Below are 15,541 nucleotides of genomic sequence, written 5' to 3' on the forward strand. Positions count from 1 at the left end.
GACGTCGGCGCGGGCGCGGGCGCGGGTGGCTTCGCGGTCGGCCTCGACGCTGCGGCCCATCGCGTTGTGGGCCTTCTCGATCGCGTTGCGGTGCCGCGTCTCGGAGTGGTGGCCGATCTTGATCGGCTCGCCACCCTCCGGGAGCCGATCGAACGCGCGGCGCGCGGCCGCGTCGGCGGTATCGGCGTCCGCGGCGCGCCGGTCGGCCTTCGCATCGAGCGCGTCGACGCGGGCGGCCTGGCGCTCGATCTTGTCCGCCTCGGCCTCGGCCGTGGGCCGGAACGTCTCGGCGGCGTCGATCGTGACGACGTGCCCGGCCTCGCGCAGCGCGGTCGCGGCGCGGTTGATGGTCCACCACTTCGGCAGGCGATCGCGGGACTGCGGGACGTACCAGGCGCCGATGGAGCGGCCCCAGCGCCAGCCGGACGCCTTCAGGATCTCGGCGGTGCCGTCGCCGCGGCTGGTGCCCTCGATGATCGTTCCGGCTTCGGGGGTGTGGGTGATGGTGAGCATGTCGGTTCTCCTTCTCGGTTCGGGGGTTCAGTCGTTGTCGCGGTAGTCGGCGGGCGTCTCGCTGCGGTCGTGCAGCGCGTAGGCGGCCGGGTACAGGTCGAGCGCTCGCGCGACGTCGACCGGAACGATGACGTAGGCGCCGGAGGCCATGTAGCCGACGCGATCCGCGGGCACCGGGTCGACGGGCTCGAAGTGCTGCAGCGTCACTCCGGAAAGCCCCGCGCGGCCCTGGCGGGTGACCAGGTGCACGGCGGGGGTCTGCTCGGTCACCGGGTCGCGGCCACCGGCGCCGACGATGACCACCTGACGGGCGGTCCGGCTGATGCCCTCCGCTCCGGGTCCGTGGTTCTCGCTTTTGATGACTTCGGTACGGGTGCCGCGCTGCTGGCTCATGGTGTCTCTCCCTCTGGCTGATCGTTTTTCTTTGCCTCTCCGGCGGGAATGACCGTTTGAGTGGAGGCGGCGGAGTGACGCCGATCACGGGCGAAATAAGCCCGGAGGGCGCGTCCGGGATCGGTGGCACGCAGCCGGTGGAGCGAAATAGGTTGAGACCGCGGAGAGGTGAAGAAAACCCGAAGGATGGGCCGCTGTGCGGCCTCCTCACGGCGTCGCGGAGCGACGCTGCGCGAGGACCCTCGCGCCCCCGGAACGGGTGTCTACGCCGCGCTGAGCGGGGTACAGGGGATGACAGAGCGCCCGGCCTGCGAAACGTGCCGGGTGTGGTGGGGCTGGGCTAGCGGCCGAGGCCTCCGAGTTCGGGGCCGCGGGCCGGCTTCCGGGTCGTGGGGAAGCTCTGAGCGGCTGCGGCGCGTGTCTGCACGAGGGCCGTGTCGACCAAGGGGCGCCCGAACGCGGTGCGGGACTGGTCGACGTCGAGAGTGCGCGGCTGTCCTTCGCCGGGGGTGTTGAACCGGCGGAACCGCATCACGGTCGCTGCGGTTTCCGCGAGCTGTTCAGCGGCGAACTCGGGGAGGGAGCGGCCCTCGGGGCCGGCGTAGACGTTGCGGGCGTACTCGCTGGGCACCCATCGGCCGCCGAGCTCGTCGGCGCCGGCGAGGGCGCGTTCGTAGGACTGCTGCCACCGTCCGGCGATGCGCGCTTCGGACAGCTCGAATGGGACCTCGACGTCGATCACTTCGACGCTGTAGCCGGCGGCCGCGAACTGTTGCCCCAGCTCGACTGCCTTGTCGGGCGAGGAGAGCACGGTGTCGATGACGACGTTCTGACCTTCTCGCATCGCTACCTGGCGCAGCTCCGTCGCAAGGAGGGAGGATTCTTCGTGCACGAGGGAGGCCAGCTCGAGCGGGAAGAACTTCTCCCCCGCCGCCTCGGCGGCGCGGACCTCCGGCGGCAGGATGGCGCGGTCGTAGCTGCCGTCCTTGATCGCTTCGGTGAGTAACGCCCGCTTGAACTCGTCGGCGTCGACGGTGAGCCAGGCGCTGCGGTCGGAGCCGAGCACGTCTGCGAGGACGGTCGACTTCCCGGCTCCGGGCGGGCCGGCGAGGATGATCGCCTTTCGCTCGTGACGCACGTCAGGGAACTGTGCGCGGTACTCGGCTAGGAGGCGGTCGTGGAGCAGCTGGCGTGCAGCGCGCGGCTCGAATACCCCGTCAGGGTCCCGGCGGAACCAGTCGCGATTGTTGACCGTCGCGCGCTCGCTCGCCGGGCTCAGTGGGCCTCCCGCTCGCGCCCACGCGCGCACCGTTTCGCGGTGCGTGGCGATCGCTGACGAGTCCTCCCCCGTCACCGACCTTGCTCGCAGTAGCGGTCCAGGATCTCGTCGTAGGTGTCTGCCTCGATCAGGTGCTCACTGAGCGCACGCCGGACCTCCGCGAACTCCCCCGGGTCCAAGGTGGTCCAGTCGTAGCCGTCGCTGGGCGATCCGGGGCGATACGGCCAGCGGCCAAGCTCATCGATGACCTGCTCCCGCGTCAGCTCTCCCGCGTCGTAGCGCTGGGCAATCTCGTAGGGCGTCGCGCCGGAGAATCCGGGGCGCACGTCGGGAACCGCGGCCGCGGACTTCAGGGCGCTGTTGACGGAGGGTTGAGAGATACCGATCTGACTGGCGAGCTGCTTTTGCGTGGTGTCCTGGGCCACGGCGCGCAGCGCGCGAAGGTAGGACACGCGAGTCACGACCTGCAAGCTGCGCAGCCGGCGAACGGTGTCCCCATCGGGCTTCTCAGCGATTGACATGGCAACCACCTCCTATAGAACATTCTATCTCAGCGCGAGAGCCGCCGACAGTGGTTACCGTGCGTGCGCTGTTGCCAGCTCTCCCCAGTGCGTTGTCGCGCGCAGTGACAGCGCTTCGCGTTTCATCGTCCATACCGGTCCTTTGCGGATGCCGGCGAGGCCGAGCCCGACCGCGGAGCGGCCGTGACGCTTCGTCACGGCGTCGATCGTGGCGCCGATGCCCTTGGTGTCGAAGTCGTTGTCGAACACGTCGAGCAGGGCGTGAGAGCCCTTCGCGGACAGGTTGGTGAGGATCACGCCGGCGCGCACGTAGCGCGCGCCTTCGCGCAGTCTGGGCACGAGGGTGCCGGTGGCGGCCTTGACGATAGTCACCGGATCGTCGGTGGGGACGGGGAAGCCGGCCATGCCGCCGGCGGACTCGTAGGGCGCGTCGGCGTAGGGCGACGTCGACGCGAACACGCTCATCGTCTTGGTGACCGACCCCTGCGCTCGGAGGCGGTGCGCGGCGCGCTGCGCGTAGACGGAGAGCACCTGTTCCATGTCCGCGATCGTCGTCACGGGTGAGGAGAACGAGCGCGAGAAGATCAGCTGGTCCCGAACCGTGCGTGCGGCCTCGAGCGGGATGCAGTCGATTCCGCGCAGCTCGTAGACGGAGCGCTGCAAGACGACGGAGAACTTCTTGCGGATGAGCGCGGGGTCCGCGTCGCGGAGGTCGCGGATCGTGTGGATGTTCAGCTCTGCGAGGCGCTTGGCGGTGCGGCCAGCGACGCCCCACAGCTCGGTGACGTGCTGGGAGGCCATGAGGCCGTCCATCTGCTCGGGTGTGTACCAATCGGTGTCGCACACTCCCCCGAGGCTCGGGTGCTTCTTCGCCCCGCCCTTGTTGACGAACTTCGCGAGAGTCTTGCTCGGCCCGAAGCCGACGCACACCGGCAGGCCGACGTTCTTCGCGACGGCCGCGCGCATTGCTCGGCCGATCTTCTCCCGCTCCGTCACATCGCCGTCGACTCCGACGAAGCTCTCATCGATCGAGTACACCTCCTGCCAGGCGGAGTACCGGCCCAGCAGCTCCATGACGCGCGCGGACAGCTCGCCGTACAGCTCGTAGTTGCTCGAGCGGGCGATGACCTCCGGGAGTCGGCCGGCTCTGATCAGAGGTTCGATCTTGAACCAGGGGGTGCCGTTCTCGATGCCGAGCTGCTTCACCTCGTCGGAGCGGGCGACCACGCAGCCGTCGTTGTTCGACAGGACGACGACGGGCCGCCCGCTCAGCTTGGGATCGAACAGGCGCTCGCACGACACGTAGAAGGAATTGACGTCGATGAGGCCGATGCGGCGCTCAGAGCGCACGGTGGAGCCGGTGCAGGCAGACGGTGACGACGCCCCACACCTGGAGGTCGCTCAGCTCGGGGACGACGATCGGGGGATAGTCGGGGTTCTCGGCACGCAGCACCACTCCCCCGCGGTGCAGTTCGAGCCGCTTGACGGTCAGCTCGCCGTCGAGAATCGCGATGACGACGCTGCCGTGGGTCGGTGTGATCGAGCGGTCGACCACGAGCTCGTCGCCGTCGCTGATGCCGGCGCCGGTCATGCTCTCGCCGGACACGCGGACGATGAACGTCGAGGTCTTGTCGCGGATCAGGTGGTCGTTGAGGTCAAGAGAGCCGTCGAAGTAGTCCTGCGCCGGCGACGGGAAGCCTGCGGCCACCGCGTCGCCGGTGACGAGGAAGGCGATGGAGACGGCCTCCTCGGCCGGTGTGGCTATGCGGTCCACGACGGTGACGCTCATGCCACCCTCCCTCGCTTAGTCGAACGTGTGTTCGAATGCGTTCGAGTGTATGTCGACTCCACCGACATGCGATCACGGCCCAGGCGGCGGGCGGCTCGACAGGTTTCGGTCGGGCGTGTCCTACCCAGATACCTATATAGGTATCTGGGTAGATTGCTATCTGTGTAGGTATCAAGATAGGTTGCGACCATGCAGACGATGATGATCTACAGCGAGAGCGGTGGTGCGACCAAGAGCACCACCGCCGTCTCCCTGGCGACAGTGGCGGCGGAGGACGGCAAGCGCGTCATCCTGATCGACCTCGACCCGCGCGGGGCGACGACCAAGTGGCTCGACGCGCAGCCCGTCGACGTCGGCCTCGACGTCGGCGCGATCCTCGGCAACCAGGACCCGCGGGGGTGGGCGGACGAGCTGGCCGTGCCGTCACCGTTCCACGAGAACCTTCGAGTCATCCCGTCCGACCGCAGCGTGAGTGCCCGCGAGACGGACGACCCGGGGGAGGTCGGGCATCGTCTGGCCGACTCGCTCGAGGGAGTGCCTGCCGACCTGGTGATCATCGACTGCCCGAACCGCCAGGGCGGCTCACTGATCTTCAACGCTCTGACGGCGGCCGAATCGGTGATCTACGCGGCCACGCCGACCGCGGACGGCGTAGACGGGTTCCTGGGGGCACAGGAGAGCGTGATGCGCTACAACGCCACCAGCGGCCGCCAGGCGGTCGCTGAGGCCGGCATCATCGTCGGCGGCTACAAGGAGACGGTAACGCCGCGCGAGGCGACCCACAGCATCGAGCAGATGCGGGGGACGGGCCTTCTGCTGACGCCGCTCATTCCACATCGGACGATCGTGGGGGAGGTCCGGTACTCGCACGACTGGTACGGCCGCTTCCGCAAGGGAGCCCCCGTCGCCCAGGCATACCGAGAACTCGCACGAAAGGTGATCCGATGACCAACGAGGACCGCCCCCAGAGCCTTCCCGCTCGACGGGCACAGCCGGCGCCGGACCGGCGCGACCCGATCGACTCGAAGCCGCGCCCGGCGCCGGCTCCTGCTGTGGCCGCACCGGCGACGTCGGCCCCGGCGCGAACGGGTGCCACGGCTCCTCGTTCTCGGCCGCGGAAGGCGCCTACGGAGGTTCTGCACGCCGATATCGAGGCGGAGCTGTCGTACTACGTCGAGGACCTGCGCGTCGCAACAGGACGAACCAAGCGCGACATTGTGGAGTCGGCGCTGCGCGAGTACCGCGATCGCAACCCGCTGGCCTAGCCAGCCGCGTGGTACTAGATAGCCAGATACCTATATAGGTATCTGGCTATCTTGCTTTTGACGGGGCGTCAGAGCGTGGCTGCGCACCAGGTTGTGACGGCCTTCTCGAAGACAGCCGGGTCAGCGTTCCATTCGAGGGCGTGAGCGGAGGGCCGGGCGGGCACGAGAGGAGCCTGCTCGTGCGTCTGGCTGAACGCACGGGAGTCGCTGAACGGGGTGGTGCGGTCACCTTCGGAGTGGATCAGGAGTGCGGGCACGGGGACTTGCACTGACGCTCGGGTCCAGTCGAGAGCGTGGAAGTCCAACGGAACCGGCGACCCGAGGAGGCGGCTGAGGATCGGCGTCGCGAGGGCGGCTATGGCCGCGGAGGCGATGACGCGGGGGACGCCGGCATTGGCGGCGCTGTAGAGCACGCTGCTGCGCCAGCTGAGGACGGGGGAGACGAGGATCAGCCCGGCGATCTGCGAGCGGTGCGCCGAGCTCGTAGCGAGGCGCAGAGCGATCGACGCTCCGCTCGACCAGCCCACGAGCAGGACGCGGCGGGCTCCGCGCTCGAGCGCGAGAGCGATCGCGGCGTCGACGTCGGGCCACTCCGTCTGCCCCAGGGTGAAGGCATCCAGCGGCGCAGGCGGGCCTTCTCCGTCGCCTCGGAACGAGGGGACCAGTGAGGTGTACCCGGTCCTTCTGAGGGCGTGAACGGAGCGGAAAGCGCCGTCTCGTCCGGACAGGCTGCCGTGAACGTGGATCGCCCAGGTGCTCGCGGCGTCTCCGTCGCCGGGGAACAACCACGCGGGCGCGTCGCCCAGCTCAGTTGCGACCGGAACCTCCCGGGCCTCGGGGTCAAGTTCTTTCGCCGTGGCAAACACGTTGCCGATTGGTCGGCTGACGGAGCCGGCGGCGGGGGAGGGGCTGCCGGGAGGGACGGTCAGCGTTCGCTCGATGCCGTCCGCTCCGGTGCGCAGAATCGGGCCGAGAACAGCGTGCCGAGATTCGTCGTCGTAGAGCAGCCCGAGGGTACCGTCCTGCTTGGTGATCGGCGTGGGCGCGAGCACGATGCGATCGGGCGCCGGAACGGCGGCGATTGGTGTCGGCTTGCTGCGCTGGGGTCGGATGACGCGGCCGGCCACGGTCGCGACGATCCCGACGCCGGCGGCACCGACGACGGCGGCGGGGATCGCGATCCAGAGGGCTCCCACGAGGGCTACGCGGCCTTCCCGATGCCGTTGCCGCCGATGACCCGAGGGGTGAATGCCCGGTCGGGTGAGATGAGCGCCCGCAGGCGCTCGAGCGCAGCACACGCGGCGGGAGTGAGGTCGATGTCCCCTCGAACCTGAGCGTTCTTGGTGCTCACGAGCACCTGCTGAGCGTGAGCGATGAGTCGGCGCTCTCCGAGATAGGTGGTGATGGTCGGCCGCTCAATGAGGTTGTGGCGGAGGGCGTAGCGCGACGCGCGAGCGACGACGAGGCGGTGGCGGATGGGGAGAACGATCGCGGTCCATCCGATGCCCAGCATGATGATGAGCAGCCCGAGGAAGAAGGGGATTTCTGCAGCGTTCCATGCGGAGTAGCGGAAGGCGTCTCCGCCGTATCCGAAGTGCGAGGCGGTAAGGAAGCCGATTTCGATCAGGCATCCCACGGTTGTCACGGCGAAGCCGGTGGTGAACACGACCTGCACTCCGCGCCAGTTGCGGCGGGCGTTGATGATCGAGGAGACGGACAACCACACGAGAGTCGCCATGTAGGCCGATCCGTAGAGCCACACGGCCGTCTGGTCGAGGCGATCGATGATGAAGTCCTTGCTCGTGTCTCCGCGGTCGCGGATGAGCAGGAACGGGACGATGTAAGAGCCGAACATGAGGGCGAGGCCCCACCGGCTGCCGATGCGGCCTTCGCCGCCGGCGCGACGTCCGAGAGCTTCACGGAAGAACCAGAATGCGGACGTGGCCGCGAGGTCGCGGACGAGGGTGATCACGTTGGATCCACCCAACAGGGTGTCGTAGGTGTCGAACGGGACTGGCCAGCCGTAGGTGGAGAGGGCGACGATGCCGCTGACGGTGGCCCAGAACGCGGGGCGACCGGCGGGTGACGCGATGGCACGGGGCGCGCGCACCATCACCAGGGCGATGAGGAGCGCGAGGCATACCTGCTGGATCATCCGAAATACGTTTCTTCGCTCGTCCTATTGAGTGTTTGGATGCGGCGGACCATGGCGAAGGCTACTTCTTCGATTGCAATCTCCGCCTTGGCTTCCACACTGTCCGGATCGTCGGTAGGCGCGCAGGGGTGCGTGGCGCCGGCCCTGCGGTCGGGGTGCACCAGGCGCGGGATCTGCTCGCTGAACCAGGCGTCGGGAGCGTAGACGAAGAGGATGTGAGCGAGCTCGTGGCAGGCGTTCTGGCTTTGGTAGTGCAGCTCGTCGCTCTCTCGGCAGACGACGGTGCCGAACTCGGCCGTGTCGATCCACAAGCCGGTGACCGTTTTGAGGGCAGTGCTGGCGGAGGCGATCAAGTAGATGGGCTTGCCGTAGACCTTCTCGACAGCCGCTTGCAGGTCATCCCACGTCGCGGCCGCGGGAAGGGCGAGCTGCGCTACGAACTCGTCGGCGGCTTGGACGATGGAGCCGCTGCGACCCTGGCCGTTGCGGCGGAGCATCCGCCACCGGCCGCGGCCTCGTTCCGTGGAGTCTGACGCCATAGGTGGACTCCGTTCGCCTGGCCGGGACAAGCTCATCCACTTTAGACGGCATTGCGCGCAGGGCGAAGCTGCGAGCCCGGCGGGGCGGAGCGTGCGCTAGCGGCGCAGCTCGGTGACGATTTCGGAGACGACGGCAGCGATGCCGCGCAGCTCGGCGGGCTCAATCGTGCCGAGGGAGCGCGCAGCGACGCGCTCGATGCCGAGGGTGCGCATGGCACCGTCGAATCCCAGCCGCGCCTCCACGGCTTCGACCAGCTCGGGATCGTCGCGAAGGAGGTAGTCAGGGTCGATGTCGAGTGCTTCGGCCACGGCGAAGAGTACGTCGACTCTCGGCGCGGAGGGGAGTTGCCCGGTCATGAGCAGGCCCCATTCTTGGCGGTCGATCGAGGCCCCGCTGAGGAGAAGGATCTCGGAGATTTTGGTGCGGGAAGAGGTCGCATCGAGGCCACGTGAGTTGAAAACGAGCGAGAGACGGCGCGCCAGTTCGGCGGGCCGGAGTGCGCTGGATTCTTCACCCGTGGTGTTTCCGTCTACGACGTAGCCAACCAACTCCTTGAAGGCTACGCGCCCGCGAAGTTGCTTCACGAGTGCATCCAGGTCGGCGTTGGTGGCGTGCACGAGGGCAAGAAGTACCGGTACCGGCATATCTCGCTCGCCCTTGATGTAGCGGAGGACGGTCCGATAGGGGAGGCCGGCTCTTTCGGCCGCGGCCTTCACATTGAAACCGGCTTCGTAGATGGCGCTCTTGACGGCCTCGCCTATTGCGGCATTGACGTTCGTTGAGTCCACCTCCACACCACGATTCTAGGTCGGCGGGTGTCGCCTGCCGTCAGTGTAGACAGGCAGTGTCCCATTTGGGCAACTGGCGAGTGTCCAAACGGGCATTTCTGGTCTAGGTTGGTGCTCACGGCGATGAAGGGGACCACCGGCATGAAGCACACACGGCAGCGCAACAGCGTTCAGCTCGGCGCGGTCGCCGTCGCAGTCGGGCTCGCCTTGGCGGGTTGCTCGAGCAGCGAACCGGCGGTGCAAACGTCCTCAGGCTCGACTCCTTCTGTATCGGCCACGCCCTCCGTTGAGGCATCCGCTGAGGAGACGCCCGATGCCGAGTCGGTGCCGCACGACCACGACGCCGAAGCTGACCCGGATGCCGAAACCGACTCGACGGCTCTCGCGACCCGCGCAGTGACACTGTTCTGTCGTCCGTCCCTCGACTACGACACGTGGATCGCTGAGCTGTACCCGGTGCTGTCGCAGGCTGCGGCGGTTGCTTACGAAACCGTCGACCCGGCGAACGTGCCCTGCACGGGCGTCACCGGTACCGCGCAGATTCGGGACACCGACGGTGCCTACACCGCGCGCGTCCTGGTCCCCACGGATGCCGGCGACTACTCGGTGTACGTGCACCGCCCCCTCGACACCTCTCCGTGGGCTGTCGAGCAGATCACCCCCTTGGCATCGGAGTAACCCGGTGGCGAAGGGGGGAGTGGGGGTGCTGGCAGCGATCATGGTGCCCGTCGTCGCGATCGCGATGCTCCTGTGGGTGCTGTTCTTCGGCGGCTCGGCCGCTGCGGCATGTCTGCCGGGCGGGGGACCGGTCAACGTGGCCGCGATCCCGGCAGATGCTCGAGTCGGTGGCTACGGCCACGATCAGCTCGTCAACGCGGGCCTGATCGTCAACGCCGGGGCCGCGAAGGGCCTCGGCGCGGACGGGCAGACGCTCGGCGTGCAGACGGCGATCGGTGAGTCCTCGCTGGTGAACATCAACTACGGGGACGGGGCGATCAACCCGGACGGCTCGGTCGCTGACTCGATCGGCCTGTTCCAGCAGCAGTCGAGCTGGGGCACCGTCGAGCAGCGCATGGACCCCACGACCTCCGCGGGCTTCTTCTACGACCGCCTCGTGGCAGTCGAGGGCTGGCAGACGATGGAGCCCTCCATCGCGATCAACAAAGTCCAGCGCAACGCCGACCCGAACCACTACACGAAGTACCGCGCCGACGCCGTGGCGATCATGGCCTACCTCGCCGGCCTCGGCAGCACCCCGGCCGCGACGACCGGGGCCGCAGTGCCCGTGTCGACGTCGACAGCCACGCCGCCCCCCGTGGCCGCCGGATGCGCGGCTATCTCCGGCGATGCGCAAGCTCTCGCGCAGGGCCTCGTGAAGGCGATGGATGAGGGGCGTCTGCGCTTCCTCGAGGACCGCTACGCGCAGCAGGTCCGCGACGTCGCCGCGGGCACCGCGTCGGCAGACTGCGGCCTCGACGTCCGCATCCTCCAGATCATCACCATTGCGCTGAACACGTTCGACACGGTGGGCGTCTCCGACCTCAACCGCAAGTGCACGAACGAGACCGGGCTAGGGGCGGGCACCGCCTCCTCCCACTACATCGACGGCGGCGGTCACGCGGTGGACTTCACCGCATTCAACGGCACCGCCACTACGGGCTGCGACGCGAACGCCTTGCAGCTGCTCAGCGTCCTCGACCCCCAGGTGCCGAACGGCTCGCGGGCCGGCCAGATCCAGTGCCGCTCGACCCACTACACGAACATCGGCGGGTTCTACGACACCCCGAACCACCTGCACTTCGACATGGGCTTCACCGACGCCCCTCTCACCCTCGCCGGATAACCGGACCTTCTCGGCGCCCCAACCGGCGGCACCGATAACCCCGCACCACCAACCAAGAAAACGGAGCACACCATGTCTGTTCTCGCTCTCTCCTCCGAGCTGATCACCGCCGCCGGCGCCCTCGCCGGTGTCGTGCCCGACCCGGGCCCCGGCGGCATGCCCCCCGGGTTCGAGGCCTTCACCACCGTCATGGGCTGGGCCAAGTGGGTCGGCCTCGGCGTCGCCGTCGTCGGCCTGATCATCCTCGGCGTCACCATGACCGTCTCCGCCCGCCGCGGCGAAGGCGGAGAAATCGGCGGCTGGCTCGGCCGCCTGCTCGTCGGCGTGATCATCGTGTCCGCCGCGTTCACGATCGTTGGCTTCCTGATGGGCGCGTAGCGTCCCGGGGAAACCAACCGATCAACGAAAGGCACGACGTCATGAGCGACACGGGATCCCGCAGCCCCTTCACCAGTCGAGGATTCATCTTCGGAGCGATCATCTTCGGAGTCCTCGTACTGGCGGCGATTCTGCTCGCTGTCACGTCCCTCGGCGGTGGTGGCGGGCAGCAGAGCGCGCCCGCCACCACCGCGACGCCGACGAGCGCGGCGACGCCCGAGGCCGACGCGGACGCCGCAAGCGTCTGCGGACTTCCCGGGTACGAAGAGAGCGGCACCCTCACCGCCGCCCCCGTGACCGAATGGACCATCGTCGGCACGATGGCCGCTCCCGGAGGCGCCGACGTCGGCCCGGGTGTGACCGACAGCGACGGGCTCCGCCGCTGCTACGCGCACACGGTGGAGGGTGCCCTGTTCGCCACGGCGAACATCTGGGCGATGGGTACCAACGGAAGCCTTGGCGACTCCATCACCGACAAGCTCTCGGTCCCCGGGCCTGGCCGCGATGCGGCAATGGCTCGCCAGAGCTCCAACACAAGCAACGGACTGAGCGCTCAGATCATCGGTTTCAAGACGCTGGCCTACACCGGCGACGCCGCGACGATCGATATCGCGTTCCGCCTGAACACGGGAGTACAGATGAGTATCGCAACGGAGCTGCGCTGGTCGGAGGGCGACTGGAAAGTCCAGCTCACCGACGACGGTCAGAGCTCCTACCGCCCGGTCACCCTGCAGAGCCTGGGTGGCTACGTGCCATGGGCGGGTGTTGAGTGAACCCCGCCGCCGCTACGGACGCCCCCTGCGACTTCTGGGACCTCGGATGCCAGGCCGGTCAGGGCCTCGGTGAAATCGTCTCTCAGGCATCGAACGATGCCTTGCAGCAATTCGTGAACAACATCCTCGAGGGCTACGGCAAAGCGATTGTCTCGCTAGGCACCCTCTGGGTGAACGTCCCCTCCCCGGTGACCGTGGTCGACAGGGGAGGCGGCGTCAACGGCGGCGGAACCCCGCCGCTGCCTGAGGCATTCGAGACGATCCTCGGTTACGTGACGTGGGTCGCCGCGGGCCTCGCCGTCATGTCGCTCATCATCGCTGGCGTGATGATGAGCAGCCGTCGTCGCCACGGCGACGGCGAGGCGCACATGGGCCGCATCGGCGTCATCATCCTCGCCGTGTTCCTGCTCTCCTCGGCATCCGCGCTCGTAGCTGGGTTCCTCCCGCTGGCGATGCACCTCAATGAATCCTCGAGCGTGGTCGGCTGGGTGCAGGGGCAGCTCGAGTGGTACGCCGGCGGCCTTGCAATCCTCTCGATCCTCGTCGCCGCGGGCCGCATGGTCTGGACGCAGCGCGCGGGCGAGCTGCGCACCCTCGCCCGCTCCGTGCTGACGCTGATCGCTGTCGCCGGGGCCGGCCTCGTCGTAATCCGTCTCGCCACGCAGGCGGGTGACGCCTTCTCCATCTGGATCCTCAACAACTCCACCAACTGCGACGTCACCAACGGTGAGAGCAACTGCTTCGGCACCAACATTTTCGCGATGATCAGCCTCACCGCGACCGCGCCCATCGGCCTGATCGGTCTGTTCTTCCTCGGCATGCTCGCCGTCCTGATGACCTATATCCAGATCGCTCTGATGATCTTCCGCGGCGCGATGCTCGTCGTCCTCGCCGGCATCTTCCCCATCGCCGCGGCCGCGACGAACACCGAAATCGGTCAGCAGTGGTTCAAGAAGGCGATGGCCTGGACTCTCGCCTTCATCCTCTACAAGCCCGCCGCCGCGATCGTCTACGCGATCGCGTTCCGGATGACCGGCACCGACCTGTTCAAGTCGGACGGCACTGGCCTCTTCCAGATTGTCACGGGCCTCGCACTGATGCTGATCGCGCTCATTGCCCTACCTGCGCTGATGCGCTTCCTCGTTCCTGCTATCGCCTCGGTTGGTGGCGGCGGCGGCGCAGGTCTCCTGCTCGGCGCAGCAGCGGTGAGCGGGGCCGGAGACATTGCCACCGGTGCGATCCGGGCTAGCAACGGGGGCGGAAAGTCCGGAGGCGGAGGCGGCGGCTCGTCGACGAACGGACCGACCGGAAGTAACTCCTCTCCGGGATCGCCAGCGTCGTCATCCGGGATGGGTGCCGCGGGTGCGGCGCCTACCGGCGGTGCGGGAGCTGCAACAAGCGGAGCGGGTGCCGGAGCGGGTGCCGGAGCGGGTGCCGGAGCGGCAGCCGGAGGCGGAGCGGCAGCCGGAGGCGGAGCGGCCGCAGGTGGCGTGGCCGCCGCTGGGCCGATCGGCGCCGGTGTCGCCGTCGCGATGAAGGCCGCCGAAGGCGCCAAGCACGCGGCGGGAGCCGTGAAGTCGGCCACCGACGACGCCACGGGCAGCAATCAGAACGGGAGCTAGACCATGACCACTACCGCACCTGAGCCGGTCAAGGCTCGCACCTACGGCAACTGGCGAAAGCCCCAGACCGCCGGCCTCGGCGGGCTCGGGCAGCTCGCCACCCTCGTGATGTTCGTGGGCATCTTGTCCTCGATCGTCGCGTCCATGTTCGCCGGCCTCGGGCCGGCACTCATCGTCGCTGGGATCTTCGGCGGCATCCTCCTGACCGTCTCGGTCAAGGACAAGCACGGGCAATCAGCCCTGGGAAGGACGGTGGTCCGCGTGAACTGGTGGCGCACCAAGAGCAAGGGAGCGAACATCTACCGCTCCGGCCCGATCGGCCGCGCGAAGTGGGGGACGTTCCAGCTGCCTGGCCTGGCCGCACCCTCGCAGCTCACCGAGCACGAGGACTCCCACGGCCGCCGGTTCGCGCTGATCAGCACCCCCATGACGAAGCACTTCACCGTGGTCCTGGCGACGGAGCCGGACGGCGCCGCGCTGGTGGATCAGGAGCAGATCAACAACCAGGTCGCGGAGTACGGCATCTGGCTCGCCAACCTCGGAGACGAGCCCGGTATCGAAGCCGCCTCCGTCACTGTCGAGACGGCTCCGGACACCGGCACCCGGCTGCGCGGGGAGGTCGAAGGGTCGATGGACCCCGACGCCCCGCTATTCGCTCGAGCGATGCTCGCTGAGGTCGTGGACAGCTACCCGGTCGGCTCCGCGACCATCCGCGCGTACATCGCGCTCACCTTCACGGCCACGGCTCGGATCGGCGGAAAGCGCCGCAACGCCAAGGAAGTGGCTGCGGATCTTTCCGCGCGCATTCCCGGCCTGACGAACTCGCTCGCAGCGACCGGCGCCGGTGCTGCTCGGCCTCTGAACGCGCAGGAGCTGTGCGAGGTCATCCGCACCGCCTACGACCCCGACGCTGCGGTGCTGATCGACCAGGCCCGCGCTGCGGGCGAGACAGCCGACCTCTCCTGGACCGACGTCGGCCCCGCCGCGGCCGAAGCCCACTGGGACTCCTATCGGCACGATGGAGCCGTGTCGACGTCGTGGACGATGACCGCCCCGCCGCGCGGCGTCGTGCAGGCCGGCATCCTCGCCCGTCTGCTCGCCCCGCATCGCGACATCGCCCGCAAGCGCGTCACCCTGCTCTACCGCCCCATCGACCCCGCCCGCGCCGCAGCGCTCGTGGAAGCGGACCTCAACGCTGCACAGTTCAACTCCTCGGCCTCGACCAAGCCGACCGCGCGCTCGACGCTCTCGACGCGCTCGGCGCAGGCGACAGCCGCGGAGGAAGCCTCCGGCGCCGGGCTGATGAACTTCGGCCTGATCGTCACCGCCACGACGATGCAGCGCACGCAGGAGCCCGAAGCGCGTGCCGCCGTCGACTCCCTCACCTCCGCCGCACGGCTGCGGATGCGACCGGCCTACGGATCGCAGGACTCCGCCTTCGCCGCCGCGCTCCCGCTCGGCCTGGTCCTCCCGCGGCACCTGCGCATCCCCAACGAGGTCCGAGAAGCGCTGTGACCTCGATGAGCGCGCAGGGGACGGCACCGGGCGAGTGTCCGGTGCCGTCTCCGCTTAAGTCCCACCGCCCCGCCCCGATCACTGCCGGAGGTTCCCAGTGAGCATCATCAGCACCAAGTTCTTCTCTCGCCACCGCGACGAGACGCCCGATGACGTCTCCACGGATG

18 protein-coding genes are annotated in these 15,541 nt (G+C 68.4%); 8 read left to right on the plus strand and 10 right to left on the minus strand.

Translation table 11 applies throughout. The features are described 5' to 3' along the window. The 6 genes from C5C39_RS12480 to C5C39_RS12505 all read right to left on the minus strand — a co-directional run. Positions 1-513 (minus strand): DUF3560 domain-containing protein (locus C5C39_RS12480; RefSeq protein ID WP_146083930.1); only part of this gene is annotated, 513 nt, incomplete at its 3' end. A 27-nt stretch (positions 514-540) separates the two neighbouring features. After that, positions 541-906: a hypothetical protein gene (locus C5C39_RS12485; RefSeq protein ID WP_104353508.1), complete on the minus strand. Its 366-nt coding sequence runs from the start codon at positions 904-906 to the stop codon at positions 541-543. 340 nt (positions 907-1,246) lie between these two features. Then, the gene (locus tag C5C39_RS12490) at positions 1,247-2,044 is read right to left on the minus strand and encodes a zeta toxin family protein (RefSeq protein ID WP_258075834.1); all 798 of its coding nucleotides are present in this window, start codon (positions 2,042-2,044) and stop codon (positions 1,247-1,249) included. 212 nt (positions 2,045-2,256) lie between these two features. Then, entirely contained in the window at positions 2,257-2,706 is a 450-nt protein-coding gene (locus C5C39_RS12495; protein ID WP_104353509.1) for a hypothetical protein, read from the minus strand. Positions 2,707-2,760: 54 nt separating this feature from the next. Next, on the minus strand, positions 2,761-4,056 hold the full coding sequence (locus C5C39_RS12500) for a Y-family DNA polymerase (RefSeq protein WP_104353510.1): 1,296 nt from the start codon (positions 4,054-4,056) through the stop codon (positions 2,761-2,763). After that, the gene (locus C5C39_RS12505) at positions 4,046-4,495 is read right to left on the minus strand and encodes a LexA family transcriptional regulator (protein ID WP_104277457.1); all 450 of its coding nucleotides are present in this window, start codon (positions 4,493-4,495) and stop codon (positions 4,046-4,048) included. Before C5C39_RS12505 ends, C5C39_RS12500 begins: the two co-directional genes overlap by 11 nt. 189 nt (positions 4,496-4,684) lie before the next feature. Here C5C39_RS12505 and C5C39_RS12510 point away from each other — a divergent pair, with 189 nt between their 5' ends. Together C5C39_RS12510 and C5C39_RS17275 are read left to right on the plus strand one after the other, a co-directional pair. Beyond that, a complete protein-coding gene (locus C5C39_RS12510; RefSeq protein ID WP_104277458.1) occupies positions 4,685-5,443 on the plus strand; it encodes a ParA family protein in 759 nt (252 codons plus the stop codon). Next, complete coding sequence (locus C5C39_RS17275) at positions 5,440-5,760, plus strand: hypothetical protein (RefSeq protein ID WP_146083931.1); 321 nt, start codon at positions 5,440-5,442, stop codon at positions 5,758-5,760. The genes C5C39_RS12510 and C5C39_RS17275 overlap by 4 nt, the downstream gene beginning before the upstream one ends. Positions 5,761-5,828: 68 nt before the next feature. Here the strand turns inward: C5C39_RS17275 and C5C39_RS12515 are convergent, their stop codons facing one another. The 4 genes from C5C39_RS12515 to C5C39_RS12530 form a co-directional block, all read right to left on the minus strand. Continuing rightward, on the minus strand, positions 5,829-6,956 hold the full coding sequence (locus C5C39_RS12515; RefSeq protein ID WP_159424214.1) for a S9 family peptidase: 1,128 nt from the start codon (positions 6,954-6,956) through the stop codon (positions 5,829-5,831). A 5-nt stretch (positions 6,957-6,961) separates the two neighbouring features. Next, positions 6,962-7,915: a hypothetical protein gene (locus C5C39_RS12520; protein ID WP_104353512.1), complete on the minus strand. Its 954-nt coding sequence runs from the start codon at positions 7,913-7,915 to the stop codon at positions 6,962-6,964. After that, entirely contained in the window at positions 7,912-8,454 is a 543-nt protein-coding gene (locus C5C39_RS12525) for a hypothetical protein (RefSeq protein ID WP_181136378.1), read from the minus strand. Before C5C39_RS12525 ends, C5C39_RS12520 begins: the two co-directional genes overlap by 4 nt. A 96-nt stretch (positions 8,455-8,550) precedes the next feature. Continuing rightward, a complete protein-coding gene (locus tag C5C39_RS12530) occupies positions 8,551-9,243 on the minus strand; it encodes a helix-turn-helix transcriptional regulator (RefSeq protein ID WP_219813338.1) in 693 nt (230 codons plus the stop codon). Positions 9,244-9,366: 123 nt separating this feature from the next. On the opposite strand from C5C39_RS12530, the gene C5C39_RS12535 reads away from it, so the two are divergent. The 6 genes from C5C39_RS12535 to C5C39_RS12565 all read left to right on the plus strand — a co-directional run bounded on the left by C5C39_RS12535 (position 9,367) and on the right by C5C39_RS12565 (position 15,374). Next, complete coding sequence (locus C5C39_RS12535; protein WP_146082606.1) at positions 9,367-9,921, plus strand: hypothetical protein; 555 nt, start codon at positions 9,367-9,369, stop codon at positions 9,919-9,921. Positions 9,922-9,925: 4 nt separating this feature from the next. Then, a complete protein-coding gene (locus tag C5C39_RS12540) occupies positions 9,926-11,086 on the plus strand; it encodes a hypothetical protein (RefSeq protein WP_104353514.1) in 1,161 nt (386 codons plus the stop codon). A 72-nt stretch (positions 11,087-11,158) separates the two neighbouring features. Continuing rightward, entirely contained in the window at positions 11,159-11,464 is a 306-nt protein-coding gene (locus C5C39_RS12545) for a hypothetical protein (protein ID WP_104277465.1), read from the plus strand. 41 nt (positions 11,465-11,505) lie between these two features. Then, positions 11,506-12,237 carry a hypothetical protein gene (locus C5C39_RS12550; protein ID WP_104277466.1) on the plus strand — a complete coding sequence of 244 codons (732 nt, stop codon included), beginning with the start codon at positions 11,506-11,508 and terminating at the stop codon, positions 12,235-12,237. Next, positions 12,234-13,859 carry a hypothetical protein gene (locus C5C39_RS17280; protein WP_146083932.1) on the plus strand — a complete coding sequence of 542 codons (1,626 nt, stop codon included), beginning with the start codon at positions 12,234-12,236 and terminating at the stop codon, positions 13,857-13,859. The genes C5C39_RS12550 and C5C39_RS17280 overlap by 4 nt, the downstream gene beginning before the upstream one ends. 3 nt (positions 13,860-13,862) lie before the next feature. Continuing rightward, on the plus strand, positions 13,863-15,374 hold the full coding sequence (locus C5C39_RS12565; protein ID WP_181065741.1) for an SCO6880 family protein: 1,512 nt from the start codon (positions 13,863-13,865) through the stop codon (positions 15,372-15,374). Positions 15,375-15,541 lie beyond the last annotated feature (167 nt).

The sequence above is a fragment of the Rathayibacter sp. AY1F3 genome, from assembly GCF_002931975.1.
Classification (GTDB): Bacteria; Actinomycetota; Actinomycetes; order Actinomycetales; family Microbacteriaceae; genus Rathayibacter.